We start from the raw sequence: 25,996 nt of genomic DNA, 5'->3' as shown, positions 1-25,996 counted from the left end.
ATATTTAAGTTTTGGTTTAATTATAATTTTCCAATGGCTTTCTGATAGTCAACACTTGCAATAATGGCTGAATAAAGCGCATTGATGTAATTGGTCTGTGCTGTTTTCAGGTCGAGCTGCGCGGCTGTGATCTCTGTGTTGGATCCTGTGCCCACTTCAAATTTCTTCTTGGTCTGGTAGTAAACTGTTTCTGCGAGCTGCATGTTCTTCTTCTGATAGTCCATGGTAACAACGGCCGACTGGTAATTGATCTTTGCCTGTGCCACTTCATTATCGATGTTCAGCTCCATACCTGCCAGCTGGTTTTCTGTCTGCTGCAGTTCCAGTTTCGCTTTCTTGATCTTTGCGTCTTTGGAGAAGCCATCGAAGATCGGGATGGAGATATTCAGACCGATATAAGATGTGGTGAACCAGTCGCCCTTACCGAAGAAATCGAATTTGTTACGCTGTGCATTTTTGCTGTATACACCCGTGAGTGCTACTGTAGGGATATAGCTCAGCTTGTAACGCCTGATGTTGAACTCGTTCAGTTTCCTGCCTAATTGGAGGTACTGGTAATCCGGGCGATCTGCATACTGGTAAGGCGCATCTGTGAGCAGGTCTTTTTTCACCTGGTCATCTGTGATCTTATCGGTAAGGATCAGCGTGTCTTTTACAGGCATGCCCAGCAGTGTTTTAAGGCCGAGGTAACCGATATCGATCGAATTCAGCGCTTTTGTTTTTTCTGTCTGCAGGTTCGCTAACTGTACGTTCACTTTATCAACATCCAGTTTCTCAGCAAAGCCGTTTTTATAGAGTTCGCCGGCATCGTGCTGTAATTTCTGTAAACGGGTGATGTTCGAATCCAGCAGTTCTATCTGGGTTTTGCTTACTACGAGCTGATAGTATATTTTATAGATATTGCTCTTGATGTTCTGCTCTGTTACTTCTACACTTTTTTTCTGCCATTCGATGGATGTGGCACGGGCCTGCAGGCCGATAAACACCTGGCCGTCGAACAGAAGCTGCTGCAGCTGGACGCTGGCGGTTGAATTGTATTTGGTACCGAACTGAACAGGAATATAGGTTCCTGCCGGCTGGCCAAACACTTCGCCCGGCAACAGCGATGTAGGGATCTGAAGATAGTCTGTGGCCTGAATGCTGCCCGTTATGTTGGGAAGCGCCGCTGAAGTAATGTCCCTGTTGGTCTGTTGCTGGATCTGAACACCCAGCAATGCATTTTTAACCTGGACATTGTTCTGTTTTGCGTAATCTGCAGCTTGCTGAAGAGAAAATTCGTGCCTAACCGGCGGTGCTTTGACCGCGGTAGTCTGGGCCTGCGACAGGTTTGCCCCTGCCAGCAGGCAGAATAACCAGATCAGTCTGCTGCGTCCTCTTTTACTCATACAATTGTGGTTTTAGTCTTTAATCGTTGTTGCTTATATTTCTGAATCAGTTTTAATCCTTTGGGCGTAACAATCCCGCAGAGGAAATTGTCCGACATTTCTTCGAGTATCTGGTGAAGGTTGTATTTGTCCGAAGGAAATACACCGGGGTTGAACATAAGGAAAACAGTGCCCAGCCTGTAAGCGGTGAGGATTTCGGTATTGATGTCGGAACGGTAAAGTCCCATTTCAACGCCCTGGTCCAGGTTCGATTTGATGGTATCGTAGATAAAGCGGTTCTTATGCTCATTCAGCTTCCGGAATGCGGCCGAATGGTATTTTTCCAGGTCGTACATCACGGAAGGGTTCATGTTTTTCAGCAATTCCTGTACCATATCAACACTCAGGAAGATCTCGTGTACCGGGTTTTCAGAACGGGAGCGGTGCTGTGCGCATTGCACTTCGTTATCGGCGATCTCCATTCCGATCACGGATTCAACAAGGGCGTCCTTATCGGCATAGAACTGGTAGATCGTTTTTTTGCTCATCCCCAGGTGATTGGCGATCTCGTCCATGCTCACGCTCCGGATGCCATAACGCATAAAGAGCTCGTGGGCCTTGGTTACTATTCTTTCTGCTATCTCCATAATTTTTAAAAACTGGTCGCAAAACTATGGAAACTTTTTTCGTTGCAAAAGTTTCCATGGTTTAATTTATGTTTTTTGTGTTGAGCGGTTTTAAAAGCTGAACGGATACCTGTTTGTCTGAAGACGATCAGGACATTCGTATATTTTAAGGGTATTTAAAAATCAGCTGCTTTTTTTTAAAAGTCTCCCGCCGTATTTTCTGCTATCTTGCAGCTCAAATCACAGACCACATGATCCGTATCCGGTTTTTCCTGAAAAAGCTACTGCAACTGTTTTTCCAGGGCCTGATCGTGCTGGCGCCGATTGGTATAACCATCTGGGTTGTAGTAGGTTTATTCAACCTGGTAGACGGTTTCCTGCCCAATCTCCTGAACACTTTATTTCCTTCATTTGTAGAAAAAGATGCTGCCGGTAACCTTACACGTGTGCCCGGACTTGGCTTTGTGGTGGTAATAGGGCTGGTACTTTTTGTGGGCTGGCTTTCATCCTTATTCGTGGTAGGCAGGCTTGTAGCCGTATTTGATACCGTGCTGGAGAAAACGCCCGGGGTAAGGTTTATCTATAGTTCTGTAAAAGATTTCCTGGAAGCCTTTGCTGGCAATAAGAAGAAGTTCGACAAGCCTGTTCTTGTAAATATAGATGCGCCGGGTGTGTGGCGGATCGGCTTCATTACGCAGCAAACGGCACGTGAATTCGGGATGGAAGACCATGTAACAGTGTATGTGCCGCATTCCTATGCCATTTCAGGTATAACTTATGTGGTACCTAAGAGCCATATCAAACCGCTGGAACATATCAGTGCTGCAGAAGCCATGAAATACGCCGTTTCCGGTGGCGTTACCGATGTGCACGACCATGGGTAACAGGATTTGTCCATTCACCACTTTCAGACACCACTCAGCATTGCCTGAAAGCCATTCACCATCCAACCCGTATTGGTGATTCATAAATTCGCTGTTACTTTGCGCCTTCAAGCAAGCAACATGAAACTGCATAACTTCAATTCAGGCCCTTCCATATTACCGTTGCCGGTACTGGAAGAAGCTGCCCGCGCAATTCATGATTTCAACGGAACGGGATTATCGATACTCGAGATCGGACACCGCACCAGCTGGTTCCAGGAGGTACTGCAGGAAGCGGTTACATCGGTTAAACAGCTGATGCAGCTGGACGACAGTTATGAAGTATTATTCCTTCATGGCGGTGCTACTACCCAGTTCATGCAGGTGCCGATGAACCTGCTGGATGAGAAGGCAACCGCAGCTTACGCCGATAACGGCATCTGGGGGAATAAAGCCGCAAAGGAAGCAGCACTCTTCGGTAATGTTGTGATTGCGGCCGATACTTCAGACCGGAAGCATACCTATATAAAGAAGGATCTTAACCTGCCGGAAAACGCGGCATATCTCCATATCACTACCAATAACACGGTGGAAGGAACACAATGGCACGAATATCCGGATACCGGTAATATTCCGCTGGTGGCCGATATGAGCAGCGATATTTTCAGCAGACCGGCAGACTTCGGTAAGTTCTCGCTCATTTATGCCGGTGCACAGAAAAACATGGGCGCAGCAGGCGTAAACCTGGTGGTGGTAAAAAAGGATGTGCTTGGTAAAGTGAGCCGGAAGATCCCGACGATCATGGATTACAGCAAACATATCGCCGCCGGATCGCTGATGAATACACCGCCGGTATTTGCCGTATATGTAAGTATGCTTACGCTGCGCTGGATCCTGGCAGAGGGGGGATTAACAGAAATGGAGCGCCGGAATACGGCAAAAGCTGACCTGTTATACAACACGCTGGATCGCATACCTATTTTTAAACCGACTGTGGCCAAAGAAGACCGCAGTTATATGAACGCAGTCTTTTTCCTTGAGAACCAGTCACTTGAAGAGTCATTCCTGGAACTCTGCAAAAAAGAAGGGATGGTAGGCGTGAAAGGCTACCGAACAGTGGGCGGCATCAGGGTGAGTATGTATAACGCACTTGACCTTGAAAGCGTACAGGCATTCTGCTCTTTGATGGAGCACTTCGCCGGTAAGAATGGCTAATTGGACGAATGGTAAGCGGTCAGATGTAATTTTTACTACTTTTGGACCGAAAAACGATTTTGGTCGAAATGATAGCAACCGCAAAAGATGAAATTATAAAGGATGATATCCTGAAAGAGGCTCAGAAGCTTTTTCAGCAATTCGGCCTGAAAAAAACCACCATGGAAGATATTGCAAGGTCCATGGGCAAAGGGAAAAGCACACTCTATTATTACTACTGCAGTAAGGAAGAAATCTTCGATGCTGTGATCGTAAGGGAGATGCAGGAAGTGTTCAACCTGGTAAAATCGAATGTTGACAAGGAGATCACTGCAGAAAAAAAGCTGACCAGCTTTGCGCTCACCAAAATAAAAGTACTTCAGAAAAGAGCCAACCTGTACCGCATCGTAAAAGGTGAGATCCAGGAAAGCGTCCGTTGTATGAAGCACCTGTATACGGCGTATGACCTGCAGGAGACCAACCTGGTTAAAGAAATTCTCAGTTTCGGTCTTCAGAACAATGAGTTCACACCGGCTATCAGAACGGAACTCGATCTGCTTCCCTCGGTGATTGTCAGCTCGTTAAGAGGACTGGAGCGTGATATGTTCATCTCAGACCGATATCATAATATGGAAACAAGGCTGGGTTCGATCATAACAATCATGATCCGCGGATTAAAAAAATAAAATATATCGGCATGTAAAACGTTACTACAGGATACGGCCGCTAATTATAGAACAATAAAACAAACAATACCAACATGAAAGAACAAGTTCAATCAGCTGATGGCAAACTGGGTATATTACTGCCTGGTATGGGAGCTGTGGCTACTACAGTAATAGCCGGTGTGGCAGCTGTAAACAAAGGCATTGCACAACCGATAGGCGCGCTGACGCAAATGGGTAATATCCGCCTGGGAAAAAGAACCGAGAACCGCTATCCGTTAATTAAGGAGTTTGTTCCGTTGGCAGAGCTGAATAATGTTGCTTTTGGTGGCTGGGATGTGTATGAAGACAATGTGTACGATGCGGCCATGAAGGCGAAAGTACTGGAACCTTCCTTGCTGAATGCCATCAGGCCCGAACTGGAAGCGATCGTTCCGATGAAAGCGGTTTTCGACAAATCGTTCATCAAAAACCTCGATGGTCAGAATGTGAAGGAAGCGGCTACCAAAATGGAGCTTGCGAAAGAAGTGATCAATGATATCGAGAACTTTAAAGAAGCCAATGGCTGTAACCGTATTGTAATGGTATGGTGCGGTTCTACCGAGAAATACATCGAAACATCTGCCGTGCATGAAACACTGGCATCTTTCGAAGCCGGACTGGAAAACAACGACCCTGCTATTTCACCAAGCATGATCTATGCTTATGCTGCCCTGAAACTCGGCGTTCCTTTCGCCAACGGCGCGCCTAACCTTACCTGCGATATTCCTGCACTGATCGAACTCGCGAAAGAAACAGGAACTCCTATCGCCGGTAAAGATTTCAAAACCGGTCAGACACTGATGAAAACCATCCTCGCACCAGGCCTGCATGCAAGGGCACTGGGTGTACGCGGCTGGTTCTCTACCAATATCCTGGGTAACAGGGATGGTCTTGTACTGGATGATCCGGATAACTTCAAAACCAAGGAAGTATCCAAACTGAGCGTACTGGAAGACATTCTCCAGCCAGATATCAACCCGGAACTCTACGGAGATCTCTACCATAAAGTAAGGATCAACTATTACCCTCCGCACGGCGATAACAAGGAAAGCTGGGATAACATCGACATCTTCGGATGGCTGGGCTACTCTATGCAGATCAAGATCAACTTCCTCTGCCGCGATTCTATCCTTGCCGCACCGATCGTGCTGGATCTTGCTTTATTCATGGACCTCGCGAAACGCGCGGAAATGAGCGGTATCCAGGAATGGCTGTCGTTCTATTTCAAATCGCCGCAGACCGCACCCGGACTGAGGCCTGAACATGATATTTTCAAACAGCTGATCAAACTTCAGAACACTTTGCGCCATATGATGGGCGAAGATCTGATCACGCACCTCGGACTGGATTACTACCAGGACCTGGTTGAAGCATTATGATCAAACTGTATAAACTGATAGCGAACTGCCTGGGTATCGGATATGTGAAAGGAGGCGGAACCATTGCAGCCCTTGTTTGCTGCGTAATATGGTATCTGGCCCGGGCAGTTGTTTCTTTACCTGTTGTTGCTGTAATTATTACTATACTGGTAATACTGATCGGTGTATTTGTATCCGATAAAGTGGAGCCGGACTGGGGTAAGGACAGCAGTCGTGTGGTAATTGATGAAGTAGCCGGCATGTGTATCAGCCTGCTGCTCATCCCGGTTGAATTAAAATATATAGCAGCAGGGTTGTTGCTTTTCAGGGTCCTCGATATTACCAAACCGCTGCTCATCAGGAAAATGGAGGCATTGAAGGGAGGATGGGGTGTAATGATGGATGATGTTCTTGCCGGGATCTACGCCAATCTGATCATGCATATAATCGTACAGAATAACCTGTTCTGACCAATGATCACTTTTATAAAAGCACAGGCCGCTTCATTAATGGCAACGATTGTGGACTTTTCTATCTATATCATACTGGTAGAAGGGTTTCATACATGGTACCTGGTCGCCAGCATTACGGGTACCATCAGCGGTGGTATTGCCAATTTTATGCTGGGGAGGAAATGGGTCTTCAGGTCTACGGACAGGAAAATACCTGTACAGGCGATTAAATATATGCTGGTGTGGGGCGGAAACCTGTTACTCGTATCAGGTGGCGTATATGCATTGAAACAATTCGGCGGCGTGAATTATATCGTAGCTAAAGTGATTGTATCAATCGTAGTGGGGTTCAGCTACAACTACCTGCTGCAAAAAAGATTTGTGTTTAAATAATTCAGAAAATGAAAACGAAAAGAAGAGGGCTGATAAGATGGGGATTGCTTACACTGACAGTTATATTGGGATTGATCAACACCCATGCACAGACCGTTGTGCGTGGTATTATTACAGAGGTTTCCGGCCGGCCACTGCAGTATGTAAGCGTGGTATTTAAAGGCGGACGTGGTGTTGCAACGGACAGCACCGGTAACTACATTCTCAGAGGCACCAATAATACAACCACCATACAGATCTCTTATGTAGGTTATAAAACCCAGCTCAAAACGATCGTGCCGGGCAAAGAACAGGAGATCAATATTGTAATGGACGTGGATCCGGCATTTGTGAACAATGTAACGGTGAGCACCAACAAAAGAGCGCCTTACCGTAACAAGGGAAATCCTGCCGTGGAACTGATCCGCAAAGTGATCGAAAACAAGCCTGTGAACAGGATGGCAAGCTACGATTATGTGGAGTATGATCAGTATGAAAAACTGCAGGTGTCGCTCAGCAATATTTCCGACAAGATCACCAACAGCAAGATGATGCGGAAATACCAGTTCCTTTTCGAGAACAGGGATACCACCAAACTGGAAGGGAAATCGCTCCTGCCTGTTTACCTGGAAGAAACCCTCTCTAAAAAATATTACCGTAAAAGTCCGGAGAAAACCAAGAGCATCATCACCGGTGAGAAAAGGGTGAACTTTGGCGAATACATCGATAACCAGGGCGTGAGCAGTTACCTGAACCGCCTTATCATGGATATCGATATCTATGATAACAATATACCTCTCTTCACTTACCAGTTCCTGAGCCCGATCGCTGACCTGGCGCCTACTTTCTACATGTTCTACATCCGCGATACCATTACGGATGCAAACGGCCAGAAACTCGTTAAAATGTATTTCACGCCGCGTAATACCAACGACCTGTTATTCCGCGGTAATATGTTCATCACGCTCGACGGAAACTACGCCGTTCAGAAGCTGAACATGTTCCTCAGCAAGAACGTAAACCTGAACTGGGTACGTGAACTGCACGTTGACCTCGATTTCGAAAAGAATGAAGACGGCCGCTACCACCTCAGCAAAAGCAATGTCATGGCCGATGCAGGGATCACCAAAGGCAAGGGCGGCGGCTTTTTCGGGGAACGGACAGTATCATTCAAAAACTTCACCATCAACAAACCGCAACCCGACAGTGTTTATGCCGGTGATGCAACGGTTAAGCTGGTTAAATCCGACGAGCGGGATGAGCAGTTCTGGGAAACCAACCGTCACGATACGCTCACACGCACCGAATCGAAAGTGTACAGCAATATCGACAGCCTGGAAAAAATGCCTTCATTCAGGAGAACCATGGCCATTGCCACACTGCTGATTGCGGGTTATACATCATTGGGTCCTGTGGAAGTTGGACCGGTAAACGCATTCTACAGCTTCAACCCTGTAGAAGGTTTCAGGCTCAGGCTCGGGGGCAGGAGTACGCCTAAGCTCAGCAAAAGGATCTACTTCGAAACCTATGGCGCATACGGATTCAAGGATGAGAAGTGGAAATATTTCCTGAGTACCACCTATTCGCTCAACAACAAATCGATCTATACTTACCCGCTTAATTTTATCCGGGCCAGCTACCAGCGCGATACCAAGATCCCGGGCCAGGAACTGCAGTTTGTGGCGGAAGATAACTTCCTGTTGTCGTTCAAGCGTGGTAATAACGACAAATGGCTTTACAACAACGTATTCAAACTGGAATACGTGCGTGAGTTCAAAAACCATTTCTCTTATACACTAGGCTTCAAGAACTGGAAACAGGAACCGGCAGGAGCTATCATTTATTCAAAAGAACAGAATGGCGCTACGGTGAATGTAAAAGACCTTACAACTACTGAATTGTCTGCCGAGTTCCGCTGGGCGCCGCATGAGCAGTTCTATCAGGGTAAAGTGTACCGTATTCCCATTATCAACAAATATCCCATCATCACCCTGCGCTTTACGGCAGGCGTAAAAGGATTGTTCAACAGCGAATACAATTACCAGAACGTAAACCTGCGCCTGGAGAAGAGAGCGTATATGTCGCAGCTGGGTTACAGTGATATCGTACTGGAAGGAGGTTATATTTTCGGTCGGCTGCCTTACCCGCTCATGACCATCCACCGCGCCAACCAGACTTATTCTTACCAGCTGAACTCTTATAACCTGATGAATTTCCAGGAATTTGTGAGTGATCATTTCGCAGGAATTATGATCGATCACCATTTTAACGGGCTTATTTTCAACCGGGTTCCGCTGCTGAAAAAACTGAAGCTGCGCGAAATGGTATCTGCCAAAGTACTGTACGGTGGTGTAAGGGAAGTGAACGATCCGGTTAAGAACCCGCAACTGATCAATTATCCTACATTATCCGGAACGCCAACCACATTCTCCTTAAAAGATCAGCCTTATGTGGAAGGAAGTGTGGGTGTAGGTAATATTTTCAAACTGATCAGGGTAGATGCGGTGAAAAGGTTCACCTACCTGAACAATCCTTATATCGCCAACTGGGGTATCAGGGTTCGTTTCAAGTTCGATTTTTAGAGAAAACGGGTACGGCATGTTTGTTGTGTGACCAATGCCGTCTGAATATTTAATTATTTTGCAGTCAAGTAAAAGAATTCCTTTAATGGAAAAAGTGCCTTTAAGAATAAAACTACAAAAGGGTATTTATGTTGTGATCGATCCTTTTGTGAAATTGCTGATCAGGCTCGGGCTTACACCCAATGCCGTTACCATGATAGGGTTTCTGCTGAACATCGGTGTTACCTTCATATTTATCGAAGGCGGTGAAAAAGGTCACCGCGGAGATCTTTCCTATGTTGGCTGGGCCGGCGCACTCATCCTGTTTGCCGGTCTCTTTGATATGCTCGACGGACAGGTGGCCCGCCTCGGCAACATGAGCTCTTCTTTCGGCGCTCTTTTCGATTCGGTGCTCGACAGGTACAGCGAACTAGTGATGTTCTTCGGGATCTGTTATTACCTGGTGGCACAACATTATTTCCTCAGTTCCATTTTCGCATTCGTTGCCATGATCGGCTCCATGATGGTAAGTTATACCAGGGCAAGGGCCGAAGGTCTGGGTATACAATGTAAAGACGGATTGATGCAACGTCCTGAACGGATCATCACAATCGGTATTACTGCCATCGCCTGCGGCGTTACGGCACATTATATCGGCGGAGATCATAAATGGTACATCCCGGGAATTAAATTCCATGTGCTGGAAACCATGTCCATCTTTACTATACCCATTGCTATCCTCGCTGTACTTACCAATATTACTGCCATGAAAAGACTGGCAGATGCAGGTAAGGCATTGCAGGCACGCGATGCAGCTAAAAACGGTTCTGTGCAGAAAACGGCATTGGTTGCAGCACTGCTGTTTACTTCTGCAACATTATTTGCCGGCCCGGTAAAAAAAGCTGACGCGGTTTCCCATGCAGCAATTCCTGCCGCTGTGGCGTTCATCGATCCGCAGGATACATTTCCTGTTCCTTCGGGCATACCTAACCAGCTGTTCTATTTACAACGTACTTCCAATACCAATACCATTGTAGTAGAACTTAATCTCAATTCAAAAGGCCAGCTGGACGAGTCGGACCCGGTACACGTTTTCTGGATCCGTTACCCGGAAGGAGGGATGAAAAAAGAGCTTTCCTATATCCAGCGTGTATTCGCCTACGGCATCAAAACAAGAAAGCAGGACGACGGCAGCTATGAAATGCATTTCGTTTCGTACAAAAAGCAGAAATTATACCTCCGCAAATCACCAAGAGACAATAAATACCGCGTATACACTACCATCAATCAGAAAACAGCGGTGCTGAACAGGATCTTTATCAGGATCGATCCGGGCGGAAGCTTCTGGTCGCCCAACGTGATCTATATGGAACTGAAAGGGCATGAGGAAGGAACCGGTAAGGAATTGATGGAAAGAATGAAACCCTGATCATGCAACAACAGGAATTGAACAGAAAAAGTCTTTATACAGCAAGGGATTTTATTACAACCGGTCTTTTATCAGCAGCTTACCTGCTGGTATCAAAGCTGCTTATTGGTTTCAAGCAGGACCAGGTTACACTGGTCGTACTGTTCAACGTTTGTTACTACCTCACCCGTACCACCCGTAAACTGATCACGGGATTTTCTATTTTCATCGTCTTCTGGATCATTTTCGATTACATGAAGGCATTTCCCAATTATCTCTACAATACCGTTCATATAGAAAGCCTGTACCAGGCAGAGAAAAGCTGGTTTGGCATAAACGATAATGGTGTTCGTGTTACGCCTAACGAATACTGGCTGCAGCACAGCAAAACAGTGCTCGATGCCATTACCGGTATCTTTTACCTGAGCTGGGTGCCTGTTCCGCTTGCCTTTGCAGCGTTTCTTTTCTTTAAGAACAGGACAATGTTTCTTCATTTTTCACTTACGTTCCTGCTGGTAAACCTGATCGGGTTCGCTATCTATTATATTTATCCTGCCGCGCCGCCATGGTATGTGCAGCAGCACGGTTTTATCTTTAAGGCAGCAACGCCGGGTAATACAGCAGGCCTGGAAAAATTTGATCAACTGTTCAATGTATCAACATTCAGATCCTTATATGCTAAGAGTTCCAATGTATTTGCAGCAATGCCATCCCTCCATTCGTCTTACCCGCTGATTGTATTCTTTTACGGAATGAAGAGCAAGCTGGGCTGGATCAATATTTTCTTTGCCACACTGATGATCGGTATCTGGTTTTCTGCTGTGTACACAAGTCATCACTATGTGCTGGATGTACTGGCGGGCATCAGCTGTGCCGTTACGGGCATTGTTTTATTCCGGGTACTGGTGAATAAAAACCCGCTGGTGAAAAAATGGGTGGCTGCTTATGAGAAAGCGATCCGGTAATAATACCGTTTTTTACGTTTAAAGGGTCATTTATTCCCCACTGGGTACAGCTCGTACCTTTCCTAACTTTTCTTTTATAATTATTTACAGATATTTGTCCAATGGCAATAATTAAACCCTTCAAGGCGCTTCGTCCGCAGGCACAACTTGCAAAGCAGGTGGCGAGCCGTCCTTATGATGTATTGAACAGTGCGGAAGCAAAAGTGGAAGCACAGGGCAATCCCAGTTCGTTTCTGCATATTACCAAAAGCGAAATAGATCTGCCCGAGTCAACAGATATTCATGCTGCAGAAGTGTATGAGCAGGCAAAGTCGAACCTGGCAGCATTCATCAAACGTGATGTACTTTTCCGCGACATCAAGGAATGTTATTATATCTACCAGCTGATCATGAACGGCAGAAGCCAGACCGGCCTTGTTTGCGTGAGCAGCATTGATGATTATGAGAACAACGTGATCCGCAAGCATGAATTCACAAGACCGGAAAAAGAGCAGGACCGCATCAACCATATTAAAGTTTCAGGCGCACAGACCGGAAATGTTTTCCTGGCTTACCGTAACAACAATGAAGTGGATGCACTGATCGACAAATGGAAAGAAACAAAAACAGCAGTATATGATTTTACTGCCGATGATGAGATCAGGCATACGATCTGGATCGTGAACGACAGTGATACTATAGAAAAGATCACCTCGCTTTTTGAAAAAGAAATTCCCTGTACTTACATAGCAGACGGTCATCACCGCGCAGCTTCGGCGGCTAAAGTACGTGCGGCACTGGGCGATAAAGCCACGCCGGATGCAGATTTCTTCCTGACAACGCTCTTCCCCTCCAACCAGTTACACATCATGGATTATAACAGGGTGGTGAAAGACCTGAACGGATTGGATACGGAAGCTTTCCTCGAAAAGCTGCGTGATAAATTTGAACTGACGCTGCTGGGCAAAGAAGCATACAGGCCTGAGCAACTGCATAGTTTCGGATTATATGTGGCAGGCAACTGGTATCGGCTTGTTGCCAAGCCGGGTACATACACCGAAGACCCGATCGGTATCCTGGATGTGACAATTCTCCAGAACAATATATTAACGCCGATCCTAAAAATAGAAGATCCGAGAACGGACAAGCGGATCGACTTTGTAGGCGGAATCCGCGGACTGGCAGAGCTGGAAAAAAGAGTAGGCAGCAGCGATATGGCTGCAGCATTCAGTCTTTATCCGGTTACAATAGAACAATTGTTCGATATTTCCGACAGTGGTAATGTAATGCCGCCCAAGAGCACCTGGTTTGAACCCAAGCTCCGCGACGGATTACTCACACACCTGATCTACGAATAATAACACGCATTACGGGGCCGCTAAACCGGCCCCCTATTTTTATACTGTTATAAAACCCGACTTATATGAAACAGTTCCTGGCAAGCATCGTACTCGTGCTGAGTTTTTTTGTAGCTACAGCACAACAAAGCGCTACCGAATTACAGCAAACGGCAAATTCGCTGATGCGGAAAGGCGATCTGGATAATGCAGTACTGGCATTGGAAAAAGCGTTTAAACAGGAACCGCAGAATATAAGTATCCAGAAAGACCTGGCATTTGCCACTTATCTGAAAAGAGATTTCGCCAGGTCCATGGAAATAGCGAAACCGCTTACCGAAAAACAGGATGCAGACGAGCAGTCGTTCCAGCTGCTCGGCATGAACTACAAAGCCACGGCACAGTATAAAGAATGCGCAAAACTGTACAAGACCGCACTTAAAAAATTCCCGAACAGCGGCGTGATTTACAATGAATACGGCGAACTGCTCGGAATGGATAACGGTATAGATGATGCAATCGCCCAGTGGGAAAAAGGGATTTCCGTTGCACCGTCCTACAGCGGCAACTACTATAATGCTGTAATGTACTATGTAACTAAAAACGACTGGATGCGTGTATGGCTCTACGGCGAGATCTTTGTGAACACCGAAAGCTATACCGAAAGAACAGCTACCGTAAAAAAGAACCTGCTGGCAGCATATAAAGCACTTTTCAGCGGCGATTATATCAGTCAGCTGCAAAGCGGCAGGAAGCTGACGGCATTTGAAAAAGCGGTCCTTGATGTGTTGGCCAAAACAGTGCCGCTTGCTAAAGACGGTATCAATATCGACAACCTCAATACGATCCGCACACGGTTTATTCTCGAATGGTTCCAGGCCAAACAGCAGCAGTTTGCTTATCGTCTTTTCGATCAGCAGCAATACCTGCTGCGCGAAGGACTCTTTGAAGCCTACAACCAGTGGCTTTTTGGTGCAGCCATTAGTCCGGATGCGTACAAACTCTGGCAGGAAAATCATCCGAAGGAGGAAGCAGGCTATAAAGCATTCCAGCAAAGCCGTGTGTTCTCCATGCCGGCCGGTCAGTATTACCTCGGCCGCTAACTTTGCAATATCTGCTGTTTTGCGTAACTTAACCGTCTTAAAGCCTGCTTATGGAACCGGTTAACGAAGAAAAATATTGGCAGATAGCCCGCAAAAGGGCAGCCTTTAAAAAAAGTCTCTTTTCTTACATTGTTATCAATGCCTTTTTATGGGCGATCTGGTGGATGACGGTTGGCCGGACCGCCGGTGTTAAAGGCTATCCCTGGCCTGTATGGGTAATGCTTGCCTGGGGCGTCGGCCTGGGTTTTCAGTACTTTGAAGCTTATAACGGCAGTAAGCAGGACATGGTTCAGCAGGAATATGAGCGGCTGAAAAAAGATCAATAATTACACCAGCAGCCGTATTAAAATGATTGATAGTTACTCCAACGATTGTATATGACCCCCAAAAGATTATTTGATTGCTTAGAATACCAGCTTCAGCATTTTCCTAAAACAGATATGCTGGCGGCAAAAAAAGACGGGAACTGGATTACTTATGGTACTGCCGAAGTTGCAGACCTGGTAAACAGGTTCAGTGCCGGGCTTATACAACTGGGCGTAAGTGCAAATGATATGACGCCGGAAGGCAGCGACAAAATTGCTATCATCAGCAATAACAGGCCCGAGTGGATCTTTACAGACCTGGCTTCACAGCAGATCGGCGCCATACTGGTTCCTTTATATCCTACAACCAATCCGCTTGAACTGGAGTTCATCCTGAACGATGCTGCTGTCAAATACATTTTTGTGAGCAATAAGGAGCTCTATGAAAAAGTAAAGGACATCATTCCCCGCATCGCCTCCCTGAAAGGTCTTTATACGTTTGATAAGATAGAAGGTGTTCCGCACTGGACAGAACTGACAACAGAAAAAACACCTGCTGACATTGAAGAAGTGAACAGGATCAAAAAAACAATCCCTGTATCGCATCTTGCCACTATTATTTATACTTCCGGCACAACAGGAACACCGAAAGGCGTGATGCTGAGCCACAATAATATTTACTCTAACCTTTATTATGCCAAGCGCAGCTTTCCCTTCGAAGATGCGCCGCAAAGCCGCGTGCTCAGCTTCCTGCCGCTGAATCATATTTTCGAAAAAACAGTTACTTATATCTACCTGTACAGCGGCATCAGCATTTTTTATGCCGAGAGCCTGGATACCATTGGCGATAATCTCAAAGAGGTACAGCCTGATGGCTTTACAACAGTGCCGAGGTTGCTGGAAAAAGTATTCGAACGGATCATGAGTAAAGGCGCGGAACTGACAGGCGTGAAAAGGAAGCTTTTCTTCTGGGCCGTTGCCATTGCAGAACAATACGATAATAAAAGCGGCGGCCTCTGGTACGATATGCAGCTTGCGCTGGCCAACAAACTCATCTTCAGCAAATGGCGTGAAGCATTGGGCGGAAGGGTTGCCTTTATTGTAACAGGCGGCGCTGCCTGCCAGGTAAAACTGCTGCGTATTTTCAATGCGGCTAAAATTCCTGTGTATGAAGGATACGGCCCAACAGAGAACAGCCCGGTGATCTCTGTAAACCGAAAGGAAAAGAACGGGATGAAATTCGGAACCGTTGGCCCTGTGATCGAAGGTGTTAACCTGCGTCTCGAAGAAGATGGTGAGATCAGCGTAAGTGGTCCGTCTGTTATGGAAGGCTATTACAAGCGCCCCGATCTTACTGCAGAAACGGTTATAGACGGCTGGCTGCATACCGGCGATATCGGCGTTATCGAAGACAACAAATACCTGCGCATCACCGACAGGAAAAAGGAGCTCTTCAAAACAAGCGGTGGTAAATATGTTGCACCACAGCCGCTGGAAAACAAGATGAAAGAGAGCCCTTTCATCGAGCAGATCATGATCGTAGGCTCAGAGCGCAAGTTTGTAGGCGCATTGATCGTTCCGTCATTTACAGCGCTGAAAAACTGGATGAGCGAAAAAGGAATTCCGTTCACTACCAATGAAAATGCTATCCTTAATCCCCAGGTACTTGCCATGTACAGGGAACTGGTAGAACATTACAATACGTATTTCAATCATGTGGAACAGGTGAAGAAATTTGAACTGCTGCCGCACGAATGGACGATCGAATCCGGCGAAATGACGCCAAAACTCAGCCTGAAAAGGAAAGTAGTAATGGAGAAGTTCAAGGAAGCCATAGAGCGTATTTACCATTAAACAACAGAATTTACCGTTCTTCTTTAAACGATAGCTGAACAATTCTACCTGCGGTTATTTTTGTTCCTCATTTTTTTTAACAGCCAGTTAGAAAAAAGGAACATACCAGAATGTTATTGCCCATAAGCCGGTTGCTGCCGGTTCCCCCTTACAGGCCTCATTCAAGAACTGTGATACAGACTGATCCCGTTGGGATCATACTGTACATGCACGTCTTTTTTTAACGGCAATAAATCGATAAACGATGAAGAAGGTTTTCAAAGCGCTGCTTTTGATTGCAGCTGCATTTATTGTGCTGGCAGGCCTGGCCGCGGGCTATGTTGCTATTTTCCTCCCTAATGTGGGCAAAGCTCCCGAGCTGAAAGTGGAGCGTACACCTGAACGGATCGAAAGAGGCAAATACCTTGCCACAAGCGTAGCGGTATGTGTTGACTGCCATTCCACGCGCGACTGGTCGCAGTTTGCCGGACCTATGGTTTCCGGAACCGAAGGTAAGGGCGGCGACAGGTTCGGGAAGGAAATGGGCTTTCCCGGTGTCTTCTATGCAAGAAATATCACACCCTATTCTCTGAGTAAATGGACCGATGGCGAGATTTTCAGGGCAATCACAAGCGGTGTTGACAAAGATAACAAAGCGCTCTTCCCGCTGATGCCTTATTCGCATTATGGCGCTGTTGACCAGGAAGATATTTACAGTATTATAGCTTATCTCCGTTCCATGCCGGCTATCACCAACGATGTTCCGAAATCGGAAGCGGATTTTCCTGTTAACCTGATCATGAAAACAATGCCCTCCAAACCCGCATTTACAACAAAGCCTAAAACGGAAGATTCTGTGGCTTATGGTAAATACCTGGTTACGATGGCAGGTTGTGTGGATTGTCATTCAAAAGAAAGCAAAGGAGCTGTAATTGCCGGAACAGAGTATGGCGGGGGCCGCGAATTTGCATTGCCAGGTGGTATTGTACGTGCACCCAACCTTACTGTACACAGTACCGGTATGGGCAGTATGACGCGTGAGCAGTTCATCCAGCGTTTCAAGCTTTACCAGGACAGCAGCTATCGCTCGCCTTTATTACAACCCACCGACTTCAACACACCAATGCCGTGGATGATGTATTCGCGCATGACAGAATCGGACCTCGCTTCTATTTATAAATTCCTGCAGACCGTTCAGCCGATCGATAACAGGGTGCAGAAATTCACACCAAGAAAAAGCTGATCAGGATAAAATAATAATCGAAAAGCCCGCACCTGATGCGGGCTTTTTAGTTGGAAACAACCTTTGGCAGAATAAAAAAAAAGTGGAACTTGTGACAGCCTGCAATACGGATAGTAGTATGGAAATCGCCTCTGTGTATCAGTTACTTATAGAAAATGCGATGGATGCTTTCTTCATCGCCGGACCAAACGGGTCTATACTGGAAGCCAACCGGGCCGCATGTGATATGTTCGGTTATACGGAAGAAGAGATGAAGCGGATCGGTTGGGACAAGATCATAGACTACACTGCAGAAACACTGGAAAGGCTTCGGGCAGAAAGGAAGCGTACAGGTAAAATAAAAGGCGAGCTGACCGGCATCCGTAAAAACGGCAAGTATTTCCCCGTCTCTTTTTCATCGGTGATCCTGAGCGGCACTTCGGATGAAGACCAGGTCGTTTCTGTTGTGATCAGGGACATCACCGAACGGAAACAACTGGAAGCTGAATTGCACGCCAACGAACAACGCTTCCGTGCATTGGTGGAGAACAGCATGGACATGATCATGCAGGTTAATGCAGAGCGGGAAATAACGTATGTTAGTCCTGCAACCTGTCGTATCATGGGCATGGATGCAGCGGAGCTGACCGGCAAACGCATGAAAGACCTGATGCATGAAGAAGATGTGCAGCGGCTTCTGCCAGGCTTCGAGCGCTTTTTGTCGGAACCGGGCACCACCATCAGCAGTGAATACCGCGTAAAAATAAAAGATGGCAGCTATCTCTGGGTAGAAGGCAGCGTAACCAACCTGCTGCACCTGAAAGGACTGGAATCACTGGTGATCAACCAGCGCGATATCTCGGAAAAGAAACAGCGCGAGCAGGAACTGCTAAAGAGTAATGAGCGATTTCATTATGCGGCCAAGGCTACGAATGATGCTATCTGGGACTGGGATGTGGAATCGGGGACCATACTGCGCATCGGCGACGGGCTTAAAAACCTCTTTGGTTACGATCCGGTAGTGGCTTCGGCCAACCCCAATTTCTGGACCGATTCCATTCACCCCGATGATCTTTCAAGAGTACTCGAAAAAAGAAATAAAGTATTATACCATTCCCCGAATCTTTACTGGGACGATGAATACCGCGTGGTTAAAGCGGATGGCAAATACGCCTATATCTACGACAAGGGCTACATTATCCGCAACCCCGAAGGAAAGCCGATAAGGGTGATCGGCGCAACACAGAACGTGTCTCCGCGCAGGGAGGCAGAAGCATTACTGCTCGAACTGAATAACCGCCTGAAACGCAGGGCCGAGGAACTGGCAGCTTCAAATATTGAACTGGAGCGGTTTGCCTATGTGGCTTCGCACGATCTGCAGGAACCGCTGCGGATGGTGAGCAGTTTTCTGCAGCTGTTCAAAAAGAAATACCATAACCAGATAGATGAAACGGCAGACCAGTATATCCATTTTGCAATAGACGGAGCCGAGAGAATGCGTAAGTTGATCCTTGACCTGCTGGAATATTCCCGTGTTGGCTCCAACAGGGAAGGTTTTGAAGAAACGGATCTGAATAAACTGCTGAGTGAGATGGTAGCTTTTTTTAACCGCCTGATCTCGGATACAGGTGCAGTGATCAATATTGGTCCGATGCCAGAAATCTGGGCCAACCGTACCCAGATCTCCCAGCTCTTCCAGAACCTGGTAGGAAATGCGATCAAATACAGTGGCGACAAAACGCCCGAGATCAGCATCAGCTATACCGATGAGCCGGAAAAATACATATTTCATGTTCAGGACAATGGTATTGGCATCGACCCGGTCAATTTCAACAAAATATTTGTCATATTCCAGCGTCTGCACAGCAAAAGGGATTACAGCGGAACAGGCATAGGGCTTGCAATCTGCAAAAAAATTGTAGAAAAACACGGCGGCACCATCTGGGTGGAGTCAGAGCCAGGCAAGGGCAGCAGGTTTTCTTTCAGCATCAGCAAAACCTTATAAACAACTTTTTAAAACCGCCGGCGAACAATAGCTTTGCTTTTTTTGTATATTGAGTAATCACCCATGAGTAAAGGTAGTTTCAGTCAGAAAACCCGATGAGTATGTCAGATACACAACAGCCACTCTCCATACTTATCGTAGAGGATAACCCGGGTGATATGTTTTTGCTGGAAGAGTGGATCCGTGCCTCAGCGCTCAGCGTCAATAAATTATACAAAGTAACCAATACCGCACAGGCAGTAACAGTGCTGCAGTTGCAGGAAATCAACCTGGTGCTGCTCGATCTGTCGTTGCCCGACAGTGATGGCCTTCAATCCTATCATCTCATCAGCCAGTATGCCGAATCTATTCCCGTTATTGTACTTACGGGTCTTATCGATATGGAAATGGCGCTGGAAACCATGGCCAGCGGGGCACAGGATTACCTGATCAAGGGCGAATTCGATGAGAAACTGCTGTATAAATCCATCCAGTACAGCATTGAACGTAAGCGTAACCAGGAAACACTCCTGGAAAGCAATGAACGGTACCGTTTTGCCATCCGCGCAACAACTGATGTGATCTGGGACTGGAACATGGATACGAATGAATTATACTGGGGCGCGGAAACCATGAATGCCATGTTCGGTTATATACTTCCCGATTCGATAACCCCGATCGGTTTCTGGGAAGATCGCATACATCCGGAAGATAAGGAAAGAGTATTACGAAGTATATATGCAGCCATTCATGACGAAACACAGACACAGTGGCGGGAAGAATATCGTTTCCGTAAAGCAGACGGCACTTATGCGTACATACAGGATAAAGGCTATATGCTTTACAAAGGCGCTACAGTAACAAGAATGATCGGCGCCATGCAGGATATTACAGAACGTAAACTGGCAGAGATCAAATTGCGCAATAGTGAGGAACGTTTCCGTAACCTCTTCTTCGATAACCCGATGGCGATTTATATCTGGGATGTACACACCATGCGCATCCACGAGGTGAATGGCACAGCAGAAAAGGAATATGGTTACAGCCGTGAGGAATTCCTGAATATGACTGTACTGGATATCAGGCCGCCCGAAGAAGTACACATGATCATGGAATATGCACGCCGGGCAAAAATGGGAATCGAAAACAGGCTGGAAGGTATCTGGCGCCACCGCAAGAAAAACGGTGAGCTGATGTATATGGAAATCTTTGCCCACCAGATAGAATTCAACGGCGGGCAGGTGATCATGACCATCGCCAACAACGTAACCGAAAAAGTAAAACTCGAAAAGAAACTGCAGGAAGAGCGCATGCTGAAGCAGAAGGAAATCACGGAAGCCGTGATACGCGTGCAGGAAAAAGAACGTTACGAGATCAGCAAGGAATTGCATGATAACGTGAACCAGCAGCTGACCGTTGCCATGATGTATATAGCTACTGCGCAGAAAGGCGGCGATAATCACCAGGAGTTATTACGGCAATCATCAGGCTTTATTTTCAATGGTATTGAAGAGATCCGTAAACTGTCCAAGGCACTCGTTACGCCGCTGATCAAGGATTTCGGATTGGCGAAAGCAATAGACGGTCTTGTGGAAGACATCCTGCTTGCCAACGAATCCATGACCATCGATTTTTTTGCCGATGCTTTTTATGAAGAAGACATCAATTACGAGTTCAAGCTGAATATATTCCGGATTGTACAGGAGCAGATGAACAACATCATCAAACATGCACAGGCATCTCATATCACAATAGAACTCTACCGCCAGAAGAATATCACGCTATCTATTCAGGATAATGGTAAAGGGTTCAATCCGGCAGAGAAACGAAAAGGGATCGGTCTGAACAATATCGTAAGCCGCGCCGAACTATACGGCGGTACTATTGAGTTGAAAACATCTCCCGGACAGGGCTGCAGGCTGCATATTGCATTTCCCGCAACATCGGATATGATCGGAGAAACGATGTAACCTACCGGTTTTTCTGAATCGCTTCAAGGTATTTATTCCGGATCACTTCCTGCACAGGCGTATGCGTGATCTTGCTTTCCAGCCACGAGATAATATCGAGATACATGAAGGCACGGCTTTCTAGGCCGCTTTTTTCCAATGGTTTAAGGGTGGCCAGCAATTGTTCGAACTGCGGTTTCAATTGCCTGGGCGATAAACGGAACGACTTACGCAGAAATGCAAAGATCTCTTCCTCCACAATGCTGAGGTTTTCCATTTTGGCCATGAACCGGTACACAGACTTCAGCAGGTATTCCAGCAGTTCAAAATTGCCAAGCTCATAATGCGCAATCAGGTGCAGCAATCTTGCATAACACTGGATATCCGTACGCAGATCCATTTTCCAGTTGATGATCTTGTTGAGGAAATCAACACTGCGGCTGTAATCGCCGCTGCCGAAATAAAGCGAAGCGATCTTGTAATAGAAAACGAGCACACGGTGCCTGTCGAGATACAGTTCATAATCGCGGATCTTTTCTTCGATATAGGGAACCATATCCAGCCCGGCCGTAAAAGTACCTTCCATGAAATGCTTGTTCAGCTTGGCTGTGGTAAGGTATATAAACGTTTGTATCTGGTTATTGGTATTATGCTGTACGATATCGGATGCGGTGAACTGTTCAAAAGCGGCAATGGTATCATTGAATTTCTGGTAATTGCGCAGATCGAAATGAGCGCTTAACAGGTTGTGAATGCCCTTGATATAATGTGCGGTCTCTATTTCTATCATTCTGGGCTCGGCATCGAAAAGATCAACCCATTTCTGGCAGTAGCGGTAATACATCAGGAAATCCTGCACAATGAACGCATACCAGCAATAACACTGGTACAGGTACAGCTTTTCATAAAAACCATAACAATTGCCGGCATGCTGCAGCACATCGTTACGGAAAAAAACGTCTACATCTTTTTTATCCTTTTCATTCCGTGCATGTCCGTTGCGGATATACCAGCCGTATAATTGCAGCGACAAATTAGATAACGTACCGATGTTGGAAAGCCTGCTGTTGACTTCTTCCACTTCCTGGCTCAGTTTGTCGGCCCGGTCCTGCATGCTCCGGGTAATATGCAGCGCTTCGATCTTTTTTTCGAGAAAGAGCACCTGCATGATGTAGGTCACCTGGTTATTGGCCTTCGCAAGGTCTTTCACCTTATCCAGGATCTTGAGGCTCTGGTGGTAAAGGCCTTTGTTATATAGTAACCGCGCAAAATCGAGCTGCTCGTGCAGCTGAAGGTCGATGTTTTCATCCTGCCGCAACAGGCGCAGGCTGGTAAGCACTTCGCGGTACAGATGCGCTTTCAGGTTGGAAAGCTGTTGTTTCTGTATGCCCGGGTTCTTCTTCAGCAATGTTTCCTCATCATACTGCTTCATTTTCTCCAACGCATCGAACAGCTGCACGATCTTGAGATCGCCGCCGGCCGAATTACGGTTCATATAGAGCTTAAAATTCCGTTTTTCAGACCTTTCGAGCGACTGAACCAGTTGAAAAAGCGCATCTGCAGAACGGTTGGGCATCGTAATTGATTTATGCTGAAAATCAATAACAGCAAGGGTTATACACAATCATACACACTTTACAGGGTGTAAAATAAGGGCAATTTTAAACTATTTGCCGCTATCACCTGAACTATATTCGAAAATGGCGGGCTGTTTACCTGTTATTTAGCAACCATAACAGAAGTGAATAGCCTGCATTTTTTTCTCAATCATTCAAAATTATAGCAGATATGGCTCAGCAGGTCTACATTTTTGATACCACTTTGCGCGATGGCGAACAGGTGCCCGGTTGTAAGCTCAATACAAAAGAAAAGCTGGACCTCGCGCTCAAACTGGAAGCATTGGGGGTTGATATCATCGAAGCGGGCTTCCCGGTATCCAGCCCCGGCGATTTTGAATCCGTTGCACAAATAGCGCAAGCTGTTAAAAATGCCACGGTATGCGGGCTCACAAGGGCAGTGCAGAAAGACATTGAAGTGGCCGCTCAGGCGCTTAAATACGCCAAAAGGCCACGGATCCACACTGGAATAGGCACATCTGATCTTCATATCAAAGCCAAATTCAACACTACGCGCGAAGAGATCCTGGAAAGAGCGGTGCAGGCTGTAAAATGGGCAAGGAATTTCACAGACGATGTTGAATTTTACGCGGAAGATGCAGGCAGAACGGATAATGAATACCTCGCAACCGTAGTGGAAGCCGTGATCAGGGCGGGTGCAACAGTGGTGAACATTCCGGATACAACCGGTTATTGCCTGCCGCATCAATATGGCGAAAAAATTGCATTTCTCAGGAATAACGTTTCCAATATCGATAAGGCGGTGATCTCCTGTCATTGTCATAACGACCTCGGCCTCGCAACCGCCAACTCCATTGCCGGCGTGCTGAACGGTGCCAGGCAGATCGAGTGTACCATCAATGGCCTCGGTGAAAGAGCCGGCAATACATCACTCGAAGAAGTGGTGATGATCCTGAAGCAGCATAAAGACCTGGGCTATTACACCAATGTAAATGCACGCGAACTGAACCCGCTCAGCCGCGAAGTGTCTGAAGTGATGCGTATGCCGGTGCAGCCGAATAAGGCAATAGTAGGCGCCAACGCCTTCTCGCATTCATCAGGAATTCACCAGGATGGATTCCTGAAAGATGCACAGACCTACGAGATCATCAGCCCGGATGAAGTAGGCGCAGACGGCAGCAGGATCGTACTCACGGCCCGCAGCGGCAGAAGTGCACTGGCACACCGTTTCCAGAAACTCGGCTACCAGTATACCCGTAATGATATCGACGTATTATACGGCTCATTCTTACAGGTGGCGGATAAAAAGAAGGAAGTGGACGAGCAGGACCTCCACCAGCTTGCTAAAGCATACAAACCGGAAGAAGTAACCGCATAAAAACCTTTACAAACAATTACAGCAGTTTAAGTATTTATCATGGCGAAAACATTGTTCGATAAGATCTGGGAAAAGCATGTTGTGAAAGAGATCGAAGGCGGTCCCTCCGTGCTTTATATCGATAAACATTTCATTCACGAAGTAACGAGTCCGCAGGCCTTCAAGGGCCTTGAAAAACGCGGTCTGCGTGTATTGCGTCCACAACAGGTAGTGGCAACGGCAGATCATAATGTGCCTACGCTGAACCAGCACCTGCCCATCAAAGATGAGCTTTCGAGACTGCAGGTGCAGCAGCTGATCGAAAACTGCAAAAAATTCGATATTGAATTATATGGCCTCGGGCATCCTTACCAGGGCATCGTTCACGTGATTGGCCCTGAGCTGGGCATTACACAGCCGGGCATGACGATCGTTTGCGGCGACAGCCATACATCTACCCACGGTGCGTTCGGCGCCATTGCGTTCGGGATCGGCACCAGTGAAGTGGAAATGGTATTTGCCTCACAGTGCCTGCTGCAAAGCAAGCCAAAGCTGATGCGCATCAACATAGAAGGAGAATTGAATAAAGGCGTGGTATCGAAAGACATCATCCTTTACATCATAGCAAAGATCTCGGCGAGCGGCGCTACCGGCTATTTCGTGGAATATGCAGGTTCGGCTATCCGTTCCCTGTCTATGGAAGCACGTATGACCATCTGCAACATGAGCATTGAAATGGGCGCCAGGGGCGGAATGATCGCTCCGGATGAGATCACATTCGAATACATGCGCGGGCGTCGGTTTGCACCGCAGGGTGAGGACTGGAACATCAAACTGCAGGAATGGAAAACCCTGCACAGCGATGCAGATGCAACATTCGATCATGAGATCAATATCAATGCAGCCGATATAGAACCGATGATCACTTATGGCACCAATCCCGGTTTAGGTATTGCTGTAAATGCCGCGGTACCCGCAACAGACAGCATCCCCGATGAAGGCGAACGTAAAAATATCTTCAAGGCCCTCGAATACATGGGGCTCGAAGCAGGCAAGCCCCTGATTGGCATGCCCGTTCAGCATGTGTTTATCGGAAGCTGTACCAATTCAAGGATAGAAGACCTGCGCATGGTAGCAGCGCTTGTGAAAGGAAGAAGGAAGAATGACAATGTGCAGGTGATGATCGTGCCCGGATCACAGCAGGTTTCGAAACAGGTAATAGAAGAAGGACTGGATAAAGTATTTGAAGCCGCGGGCTTTGAAATACGCCAGGCCGGGTGCAGCGCATGCCTCGGTATGAACGAAGACAAGATCCCTGCGGGCGAATATTGCATCAGCACCAGCAACCGCAATTTCGAAGGCAGACAGGGTGCCGGCGCCAGGACATTGCTTGCAAGTCCGCTCACAGCCGCCGCCGCTGCAATCACAGGTGTGGTAACAGATGTAAGGGAATTGCTGCAATAACAAAACGTAAAAGAAC

At 46.8% G+C, this 25,996-nt stretch carries 21 protein-coding genes; 18 read left to right on the top strand and 3 right to left on the bottom strand.

Features of this window, described 5'->3' with window-relative positions; all coding sequences use genetic code 11:
* Positions 1–20 precede the first annotated feature (20 nt).
* The gene (locus B5D42_RS16200; protein WP_078832585.1) at positions 21–1,385 is read right to left on the bottom strand and encodes a TolC family protein; all 1,365 of its coding nucleotides are present in this window, start codon (positions 1,383–1,385) and stop codon (positions 21–23) included.
* Complete coding sequence (locus B5D42_RS16195) at positions 1,382–2,011, bottom strand: TetR/AcrR family transcriptional regulator (protein WP_078832584.1); 630 nt, start codon at positions 2,009–2,011, stop codon at positions 1,382–1,384. The genes B5D42_RS16200 and B5D42_RS16195 overlap by 4 nt, the downstream gene beginning before the upstream one ends.
* A gap of 230 nt (positions 2,012–2,241) precedes the next feature.
* Between B5D42_RS16195 and B5D42_RS16190 the strand changes: the two genes are divergently transcribed.
* The 16 genes from B5D42_RS16190 to B5D42_RS16115 all read left to right on the top strand — a co-directional run bounded on the left by B5D42_RS16190 (position 2,242) and on the right by B5D42_RS16115 (position 21,603).
* Positions 2,242–2,874, top strand: a complete 633-nt coding sequence (locus tag B5D42_RS16190) for a DUF502 domain-containing protein (protein ID WP_078832583.1) — start codon at positions 2,242–2,244, stop codon at positions 2,872–2,874.
* A gap of 120 nt (positions 2,875–2,994) precedes the next feature.
* A complete protein-coding gene (serC, locus tag B5D42_RS16185) occupies positions 2,995–4,068 on the top strand; it encodes a 3-phosphoserine/phosphohydroxythreonine transaminase (RefSeq protein WP_078832614.1) in 1,074 nt (357 codons plus the stop codon).
* Positions 4,069–4,136: 68 nt separating this feature from the next.
* Positions 4,137–4,733 carry a TetR/AcrR family transcriptional regulator gene (locus B5D42_RS16180; protein ID WP_078832582.1) on the top strand — a complete coding sequence of 199 codons (597 nt, stop codon included), beginning with the start codon at positions 4,137–4,139 and terminating at the stop codon, positions 4,731–4,733.
* 74 nt (positions 4,734–4,807) lie between these two features.
* Positions 4,808–6,133: an inositol-3-phosphate synthase gene (locus B5D42_RS16175; protein ID WP_078832581.1), complete on the top strand. Its 1,326-nt coding sequence runs from the start codon at positions 4,808–4,810 to the stop codon at positions 6,131–6,133.
* Positions 6,130–6,582 (top strand): phosphatidylglycerophosphatase A family protein, encoded by a 453-nt coding sequence (locus B5D42_RS16170; protein ID WP_078832580.1) that lies wholly within the window; start codon positions 6,130–6,132, stop codon positions 6,580–6,582. The genes B5D42_RS16175 and B5D42_RS16170 overlap by 4 nt, the downstream gene beginning before the upstream one ends.
* Before the next feature lie 3 nt (positions 6,583–6,585).
* Positions 6,586–6,957: a GtrA family protein gene (locus B5D42_RS16165; protein WP_078832579.1), complete on the top strand. Its 372-nt coding sequence runs from the start codon at positions 6,586–6,588 to the stop codon at positions 6,955–6,957.
* Positions 6,958–6,965: 8 nt separating this feature from the next.
* A complete protein-coding gene (locus B5D42_RS16160) occupies positions 6,966–9,518 on the top strand; it encodes a DUF5686 family protein (protein WP_078832578.1) in 2,553 nt (850 codons plus the stop codon).
* Positions 9,519–9,603: 85 nt separating this feature from the next.
* A complete protein-coding gene (locus B5D42_RS16155) occupies positions 9,604–10,926 on the top strand; it encodes a DUF4833 domain-containing protein (RefSeq protein ID WP_078832577.1) in 1,323 nt (440 codons plus the stop codon).
* Positions 10,927–10,928: 2 nt separating this feature from the next.
* Positions 10,929–11,870, top strand: a complete 942-nt coding sequence (locus B5D42_RS16150; RefSeq protein ID WP_078832576.1) for a phosphatase PAP2 family protein — start codon at positions 10,929–10,931, stop codon at positions 11,868–11,870.
* A 101-nt stretch (positions 11,871–11,971) separates the two neighbouring features.
* On the top strand, positions 11,972–13,207 hold the full coding sequence (locus B5D42_RS16145) for a DUF1015 domain-containing protein (protein WP_078832575.1): 1,236 nt from the start codon (positions 11,972–11,974) through the stop codon (positions 13,205–13,207).
* 65 nt (positions 13,208–13,272) lie between these two features.
* On the top strand, positions 13,273–14,289 hold the full coding sequence (locus B5D42_RS16140; RefSeq protein ID WP_078832574.1) for a tetratricopeptide repeat protein: 1,017 nt from the start codon (positions 13,273–13,275) through the stop codon (positions 14,287–14,289).
* A gap of 50 nt (positions 14,290–14,339) precedes the next feature.
* Complete coding sequence (locus B5D42_RS16135; protein WP_078832573.1) at positions 14,340–14,615, top strand: 2TM domain-containing protein; 276 nt, start codon at positions 14,340–14,342, stop codon at positions 14,613–14,615.
* 51 nt (positions 14,616–14,666) lie between these two features.
* The gene (locus B5D42_RS16130; protein WP_078832613.1) at positions 14,667–16,448 is read left to right on the top strand and encodes an AMP-dependent synthetase/ligase; all 1,782 of its coding nucleotides are present in this window, start codon (positions 14,667–14,669) and stop codon (positions 16,446–16,448) included.
* 244 nt (positions 16,449–16,692) lie between these two features.
* Positions 16,693–17,670, top strand: coding sequence for a c-type cytochrome (locus B5D42_RS16125; protein ID WP_078832572.1), 978 nt, complete (start codon positions 16,693–16,695; stop codon positions 17,668–17,670).
* A gap of 118 nt (positions 17,671–17,788) precedes the next feature.
* Positions 17,789–19,654, top strand: coding sequence for a PAS domain-containing sensor histidine kinase (locus B5D42_RS16120; protein ID WP_078832571.1), 1,866 nt, complete (start codon positions 17,789–17,791; stop codon positions 19,652–19,654).
* A gap of 101 nt (positions 19,655–19,755) precedes the next feature.
* A complete protein-coding gene (locus B5D42_RS16115; RefSeq protein WP_176113045.1) occupies positions 19,756–21,603 on the top strand; it encodes a hybrid sensor histidine kinase/response regulator in 1,848 nt (615 codons plus the stop codon).
* A 1-nt stretch (position 21,604) separates the two neighbouring features.
* On the opposite strand, the gene B5D42_RS16110 is transcribed toward B5D42_RS16115, so the two are convergent.
* The gene (locus tag B5D42_RS16110) at positions 21,605–23,158 is read right to left on the bottom strand and encodes a hypothetical protein (RefSeq protein WP_078832569.1); all 1,554 of its coding nucleotides are present in this window, start codon (positions 23,156–23,158) and stop codon (positions 21,605–21,607) included.
* Positions 23,159–23,370: 212 nt separating this feature from the next.
* Between B5D42_RS16110 and B5D42_RS16105 the strand changes: the two genes are divergently transcribed.
* Positions 23,371–24,537 (top strand): 2-isopropylmalate synthase, encoded by a 1,167-nt coding sequence (locus B5D42_RS16105; RefSeq protein ID WP_078832568.1) that lies wholly within the window; start codon positions 23,371–23,373, stop codon positions 24,535–24,537.
* Between the two features lie 39 nt (positions 24,538–24,576).
* On the top strand, positions 24,577–25,980 hold the full coding sequence (leuC, locus tag B5D42_RS16100) for a 3-isopropylmalate dehydratase large subunit (RefSeq protein WP_078832567.1): 1,404 nt from the start codon (positions 24,577–24,579) through the stop codon (positions 25,978–25,980).
* Positions 25,981–25,996 lie beyond the last annotated feature (16 nt).

Source organism: Sediminibacterium ginsengisoli (assembly GCF_900167075.1).
In the GTDB taxonomy this organism is placed as follows: Bacteria; Bacteroidota; Bacteroidia; order Chitinophagales; family Chitinophagaceae; genus Sediminibacterium; species Sediminibacterium ginsengisoli.
Note: the sequence above shows the minus strand (reverse complement) of the source record. Positions and strands in the feature narration are given on the sequence as shown.

Coding starts and splice junctions, on each gene's coding strand:
- serC (WP_078832614.1), top strand. CDS start 2,995: ATGAAACTGCATAACTTCAATTCAGGCCCTTCCATATTACCGTTGCCG.
- B5D42_RS16125 (WP_078832572.1), top strand. CDS start 16,693: ATGAAGAAGGTTTTCAAAGCGCTGCTTTTGATTGCAGCTGCATTTATT.
- B5D42_RS16140 (WP_078832574.1), top strand. CDS start 13,273: ATGAAACAGTTCCTGGCAAGCATCGTACTCGTGCTGAGTTTTTTTGTA.
- B5D42_RS16190 (WP_078832583.1), top strand. CDS start 2,242: ATGATCCGTATCCGGTTTTTCCTGAAAAAGCTACTGCAACTGTTTTTC.
- B5D42_RS16110 (WP_078832569.1), bottom strand. CDS start 23,158: ATGCCCAACCGTTCTGCAGATGCGCTTTTTCAACTGGTTCAGTCGCTC.
- B5D42_RS16130 (WP_078832613.1), top strand. CDS start 14,667: ATGACCCCCAAAAGATTATTTGATTGCTTAGAATACCAGCTTCAGCAT.
- B5D42_RS16165 (WP_078832579.1), top strand. CDS start 6,586: ATGATCACTTTTATAAAAGCACAGGCCGCTTCATTAATGGCAACGATT.
- B5D42_RS16170 (WP_078832580.1), top strand. CDS start 6,130: ATGATCAAACTGTATAAACTGATAGCGAACTGCCTGGGTATCGGATAT.
- B5D42_RS16200 (WP_078832585.1), bottom strand. CDS start 1,385: ATGAGTAAAAGAGGACGCAGCAGACTGATCTGGTTATTCTGCCTGCTG.
- leuC (WP_078832567.1), top strand. CDS start 24,577: ATGGCGAAAACATTGTTCGATAAGATCTGGGAAAAGCATGTTGTGAAA.
- B5D42_RS16180 (WP_078832582.1), top strand. CDS start 4,137: ATGATAGCAACCGCAAAAGATGAAATTATAAAGGATGATATCCTGAAA.
- B5D42_RS16150 (WP_078832576.1), top strand. CDS start 10,929: ATGCAACAACAGGAATTGAACAGAAAAAGTCTTTATACAGCAAGGGAT.
- B5D42_RS16175 (WP_078832581.1), top strand. CDS start 4,808: ATGAAAGAACAAGTTCAATCAGCTGATGGCAAACTGGGTATATTACTG.
- B5D42_RS16135 (WP_078832573.1), top strand. CDS start 14,340: ATGGAACCGGTTAACGAAGAAAAATATTGGCAGATAGCCCGCAAAAGG.
- B5D42_RS16195 (WP_078832584.1), bottom strand. CDS start 2,011: ATGGAGATAGCAGAAAGAATAGTAACCAAGGCCCACGAGCTCTTTATG.
- B5D42_RS16145 (WP_078832575.1), top strand. CDS start 11,972: ATGGCAATAATTAAACCCTTCAAGGCGCTTCGTCCGCAGGCACAACTT.
- B5D42_RS16105 (WP_078832568.1), top strand. CDS start 23,371: ATGGCTCAGCAGGTCTACATTTTTGATACCACTTTGCGCGATGGCGAA.
- B5D42_RS16115 (WP_176113045.1), top strand. CDS start 19,756: ATGTCAGATACACAACAGCCACTCTCCATACTTATCGTAGAGGATAAC.
- B5D42_RS16155 (WP_078832577.1), top strand. CDS start 9,604: ATGGAAAAAGTGCCTTTAAGAATAAAACTACAAAAGGGTATTTATGTT.
- B5D42_RS16160 (WP_078832578.1), top strand. CDS start 6,966: ATGAAAACGAAAAGAAGAGGGCTGATAAGATGGGGATTGCTTACACTG.
- B5D42_RS16120 (WP_078832571.1), top strand. CDS start 17,789: ATGGAAATCGCCTCTGTGTATCAGTTACTTATAGAAAATGCGATGGAT.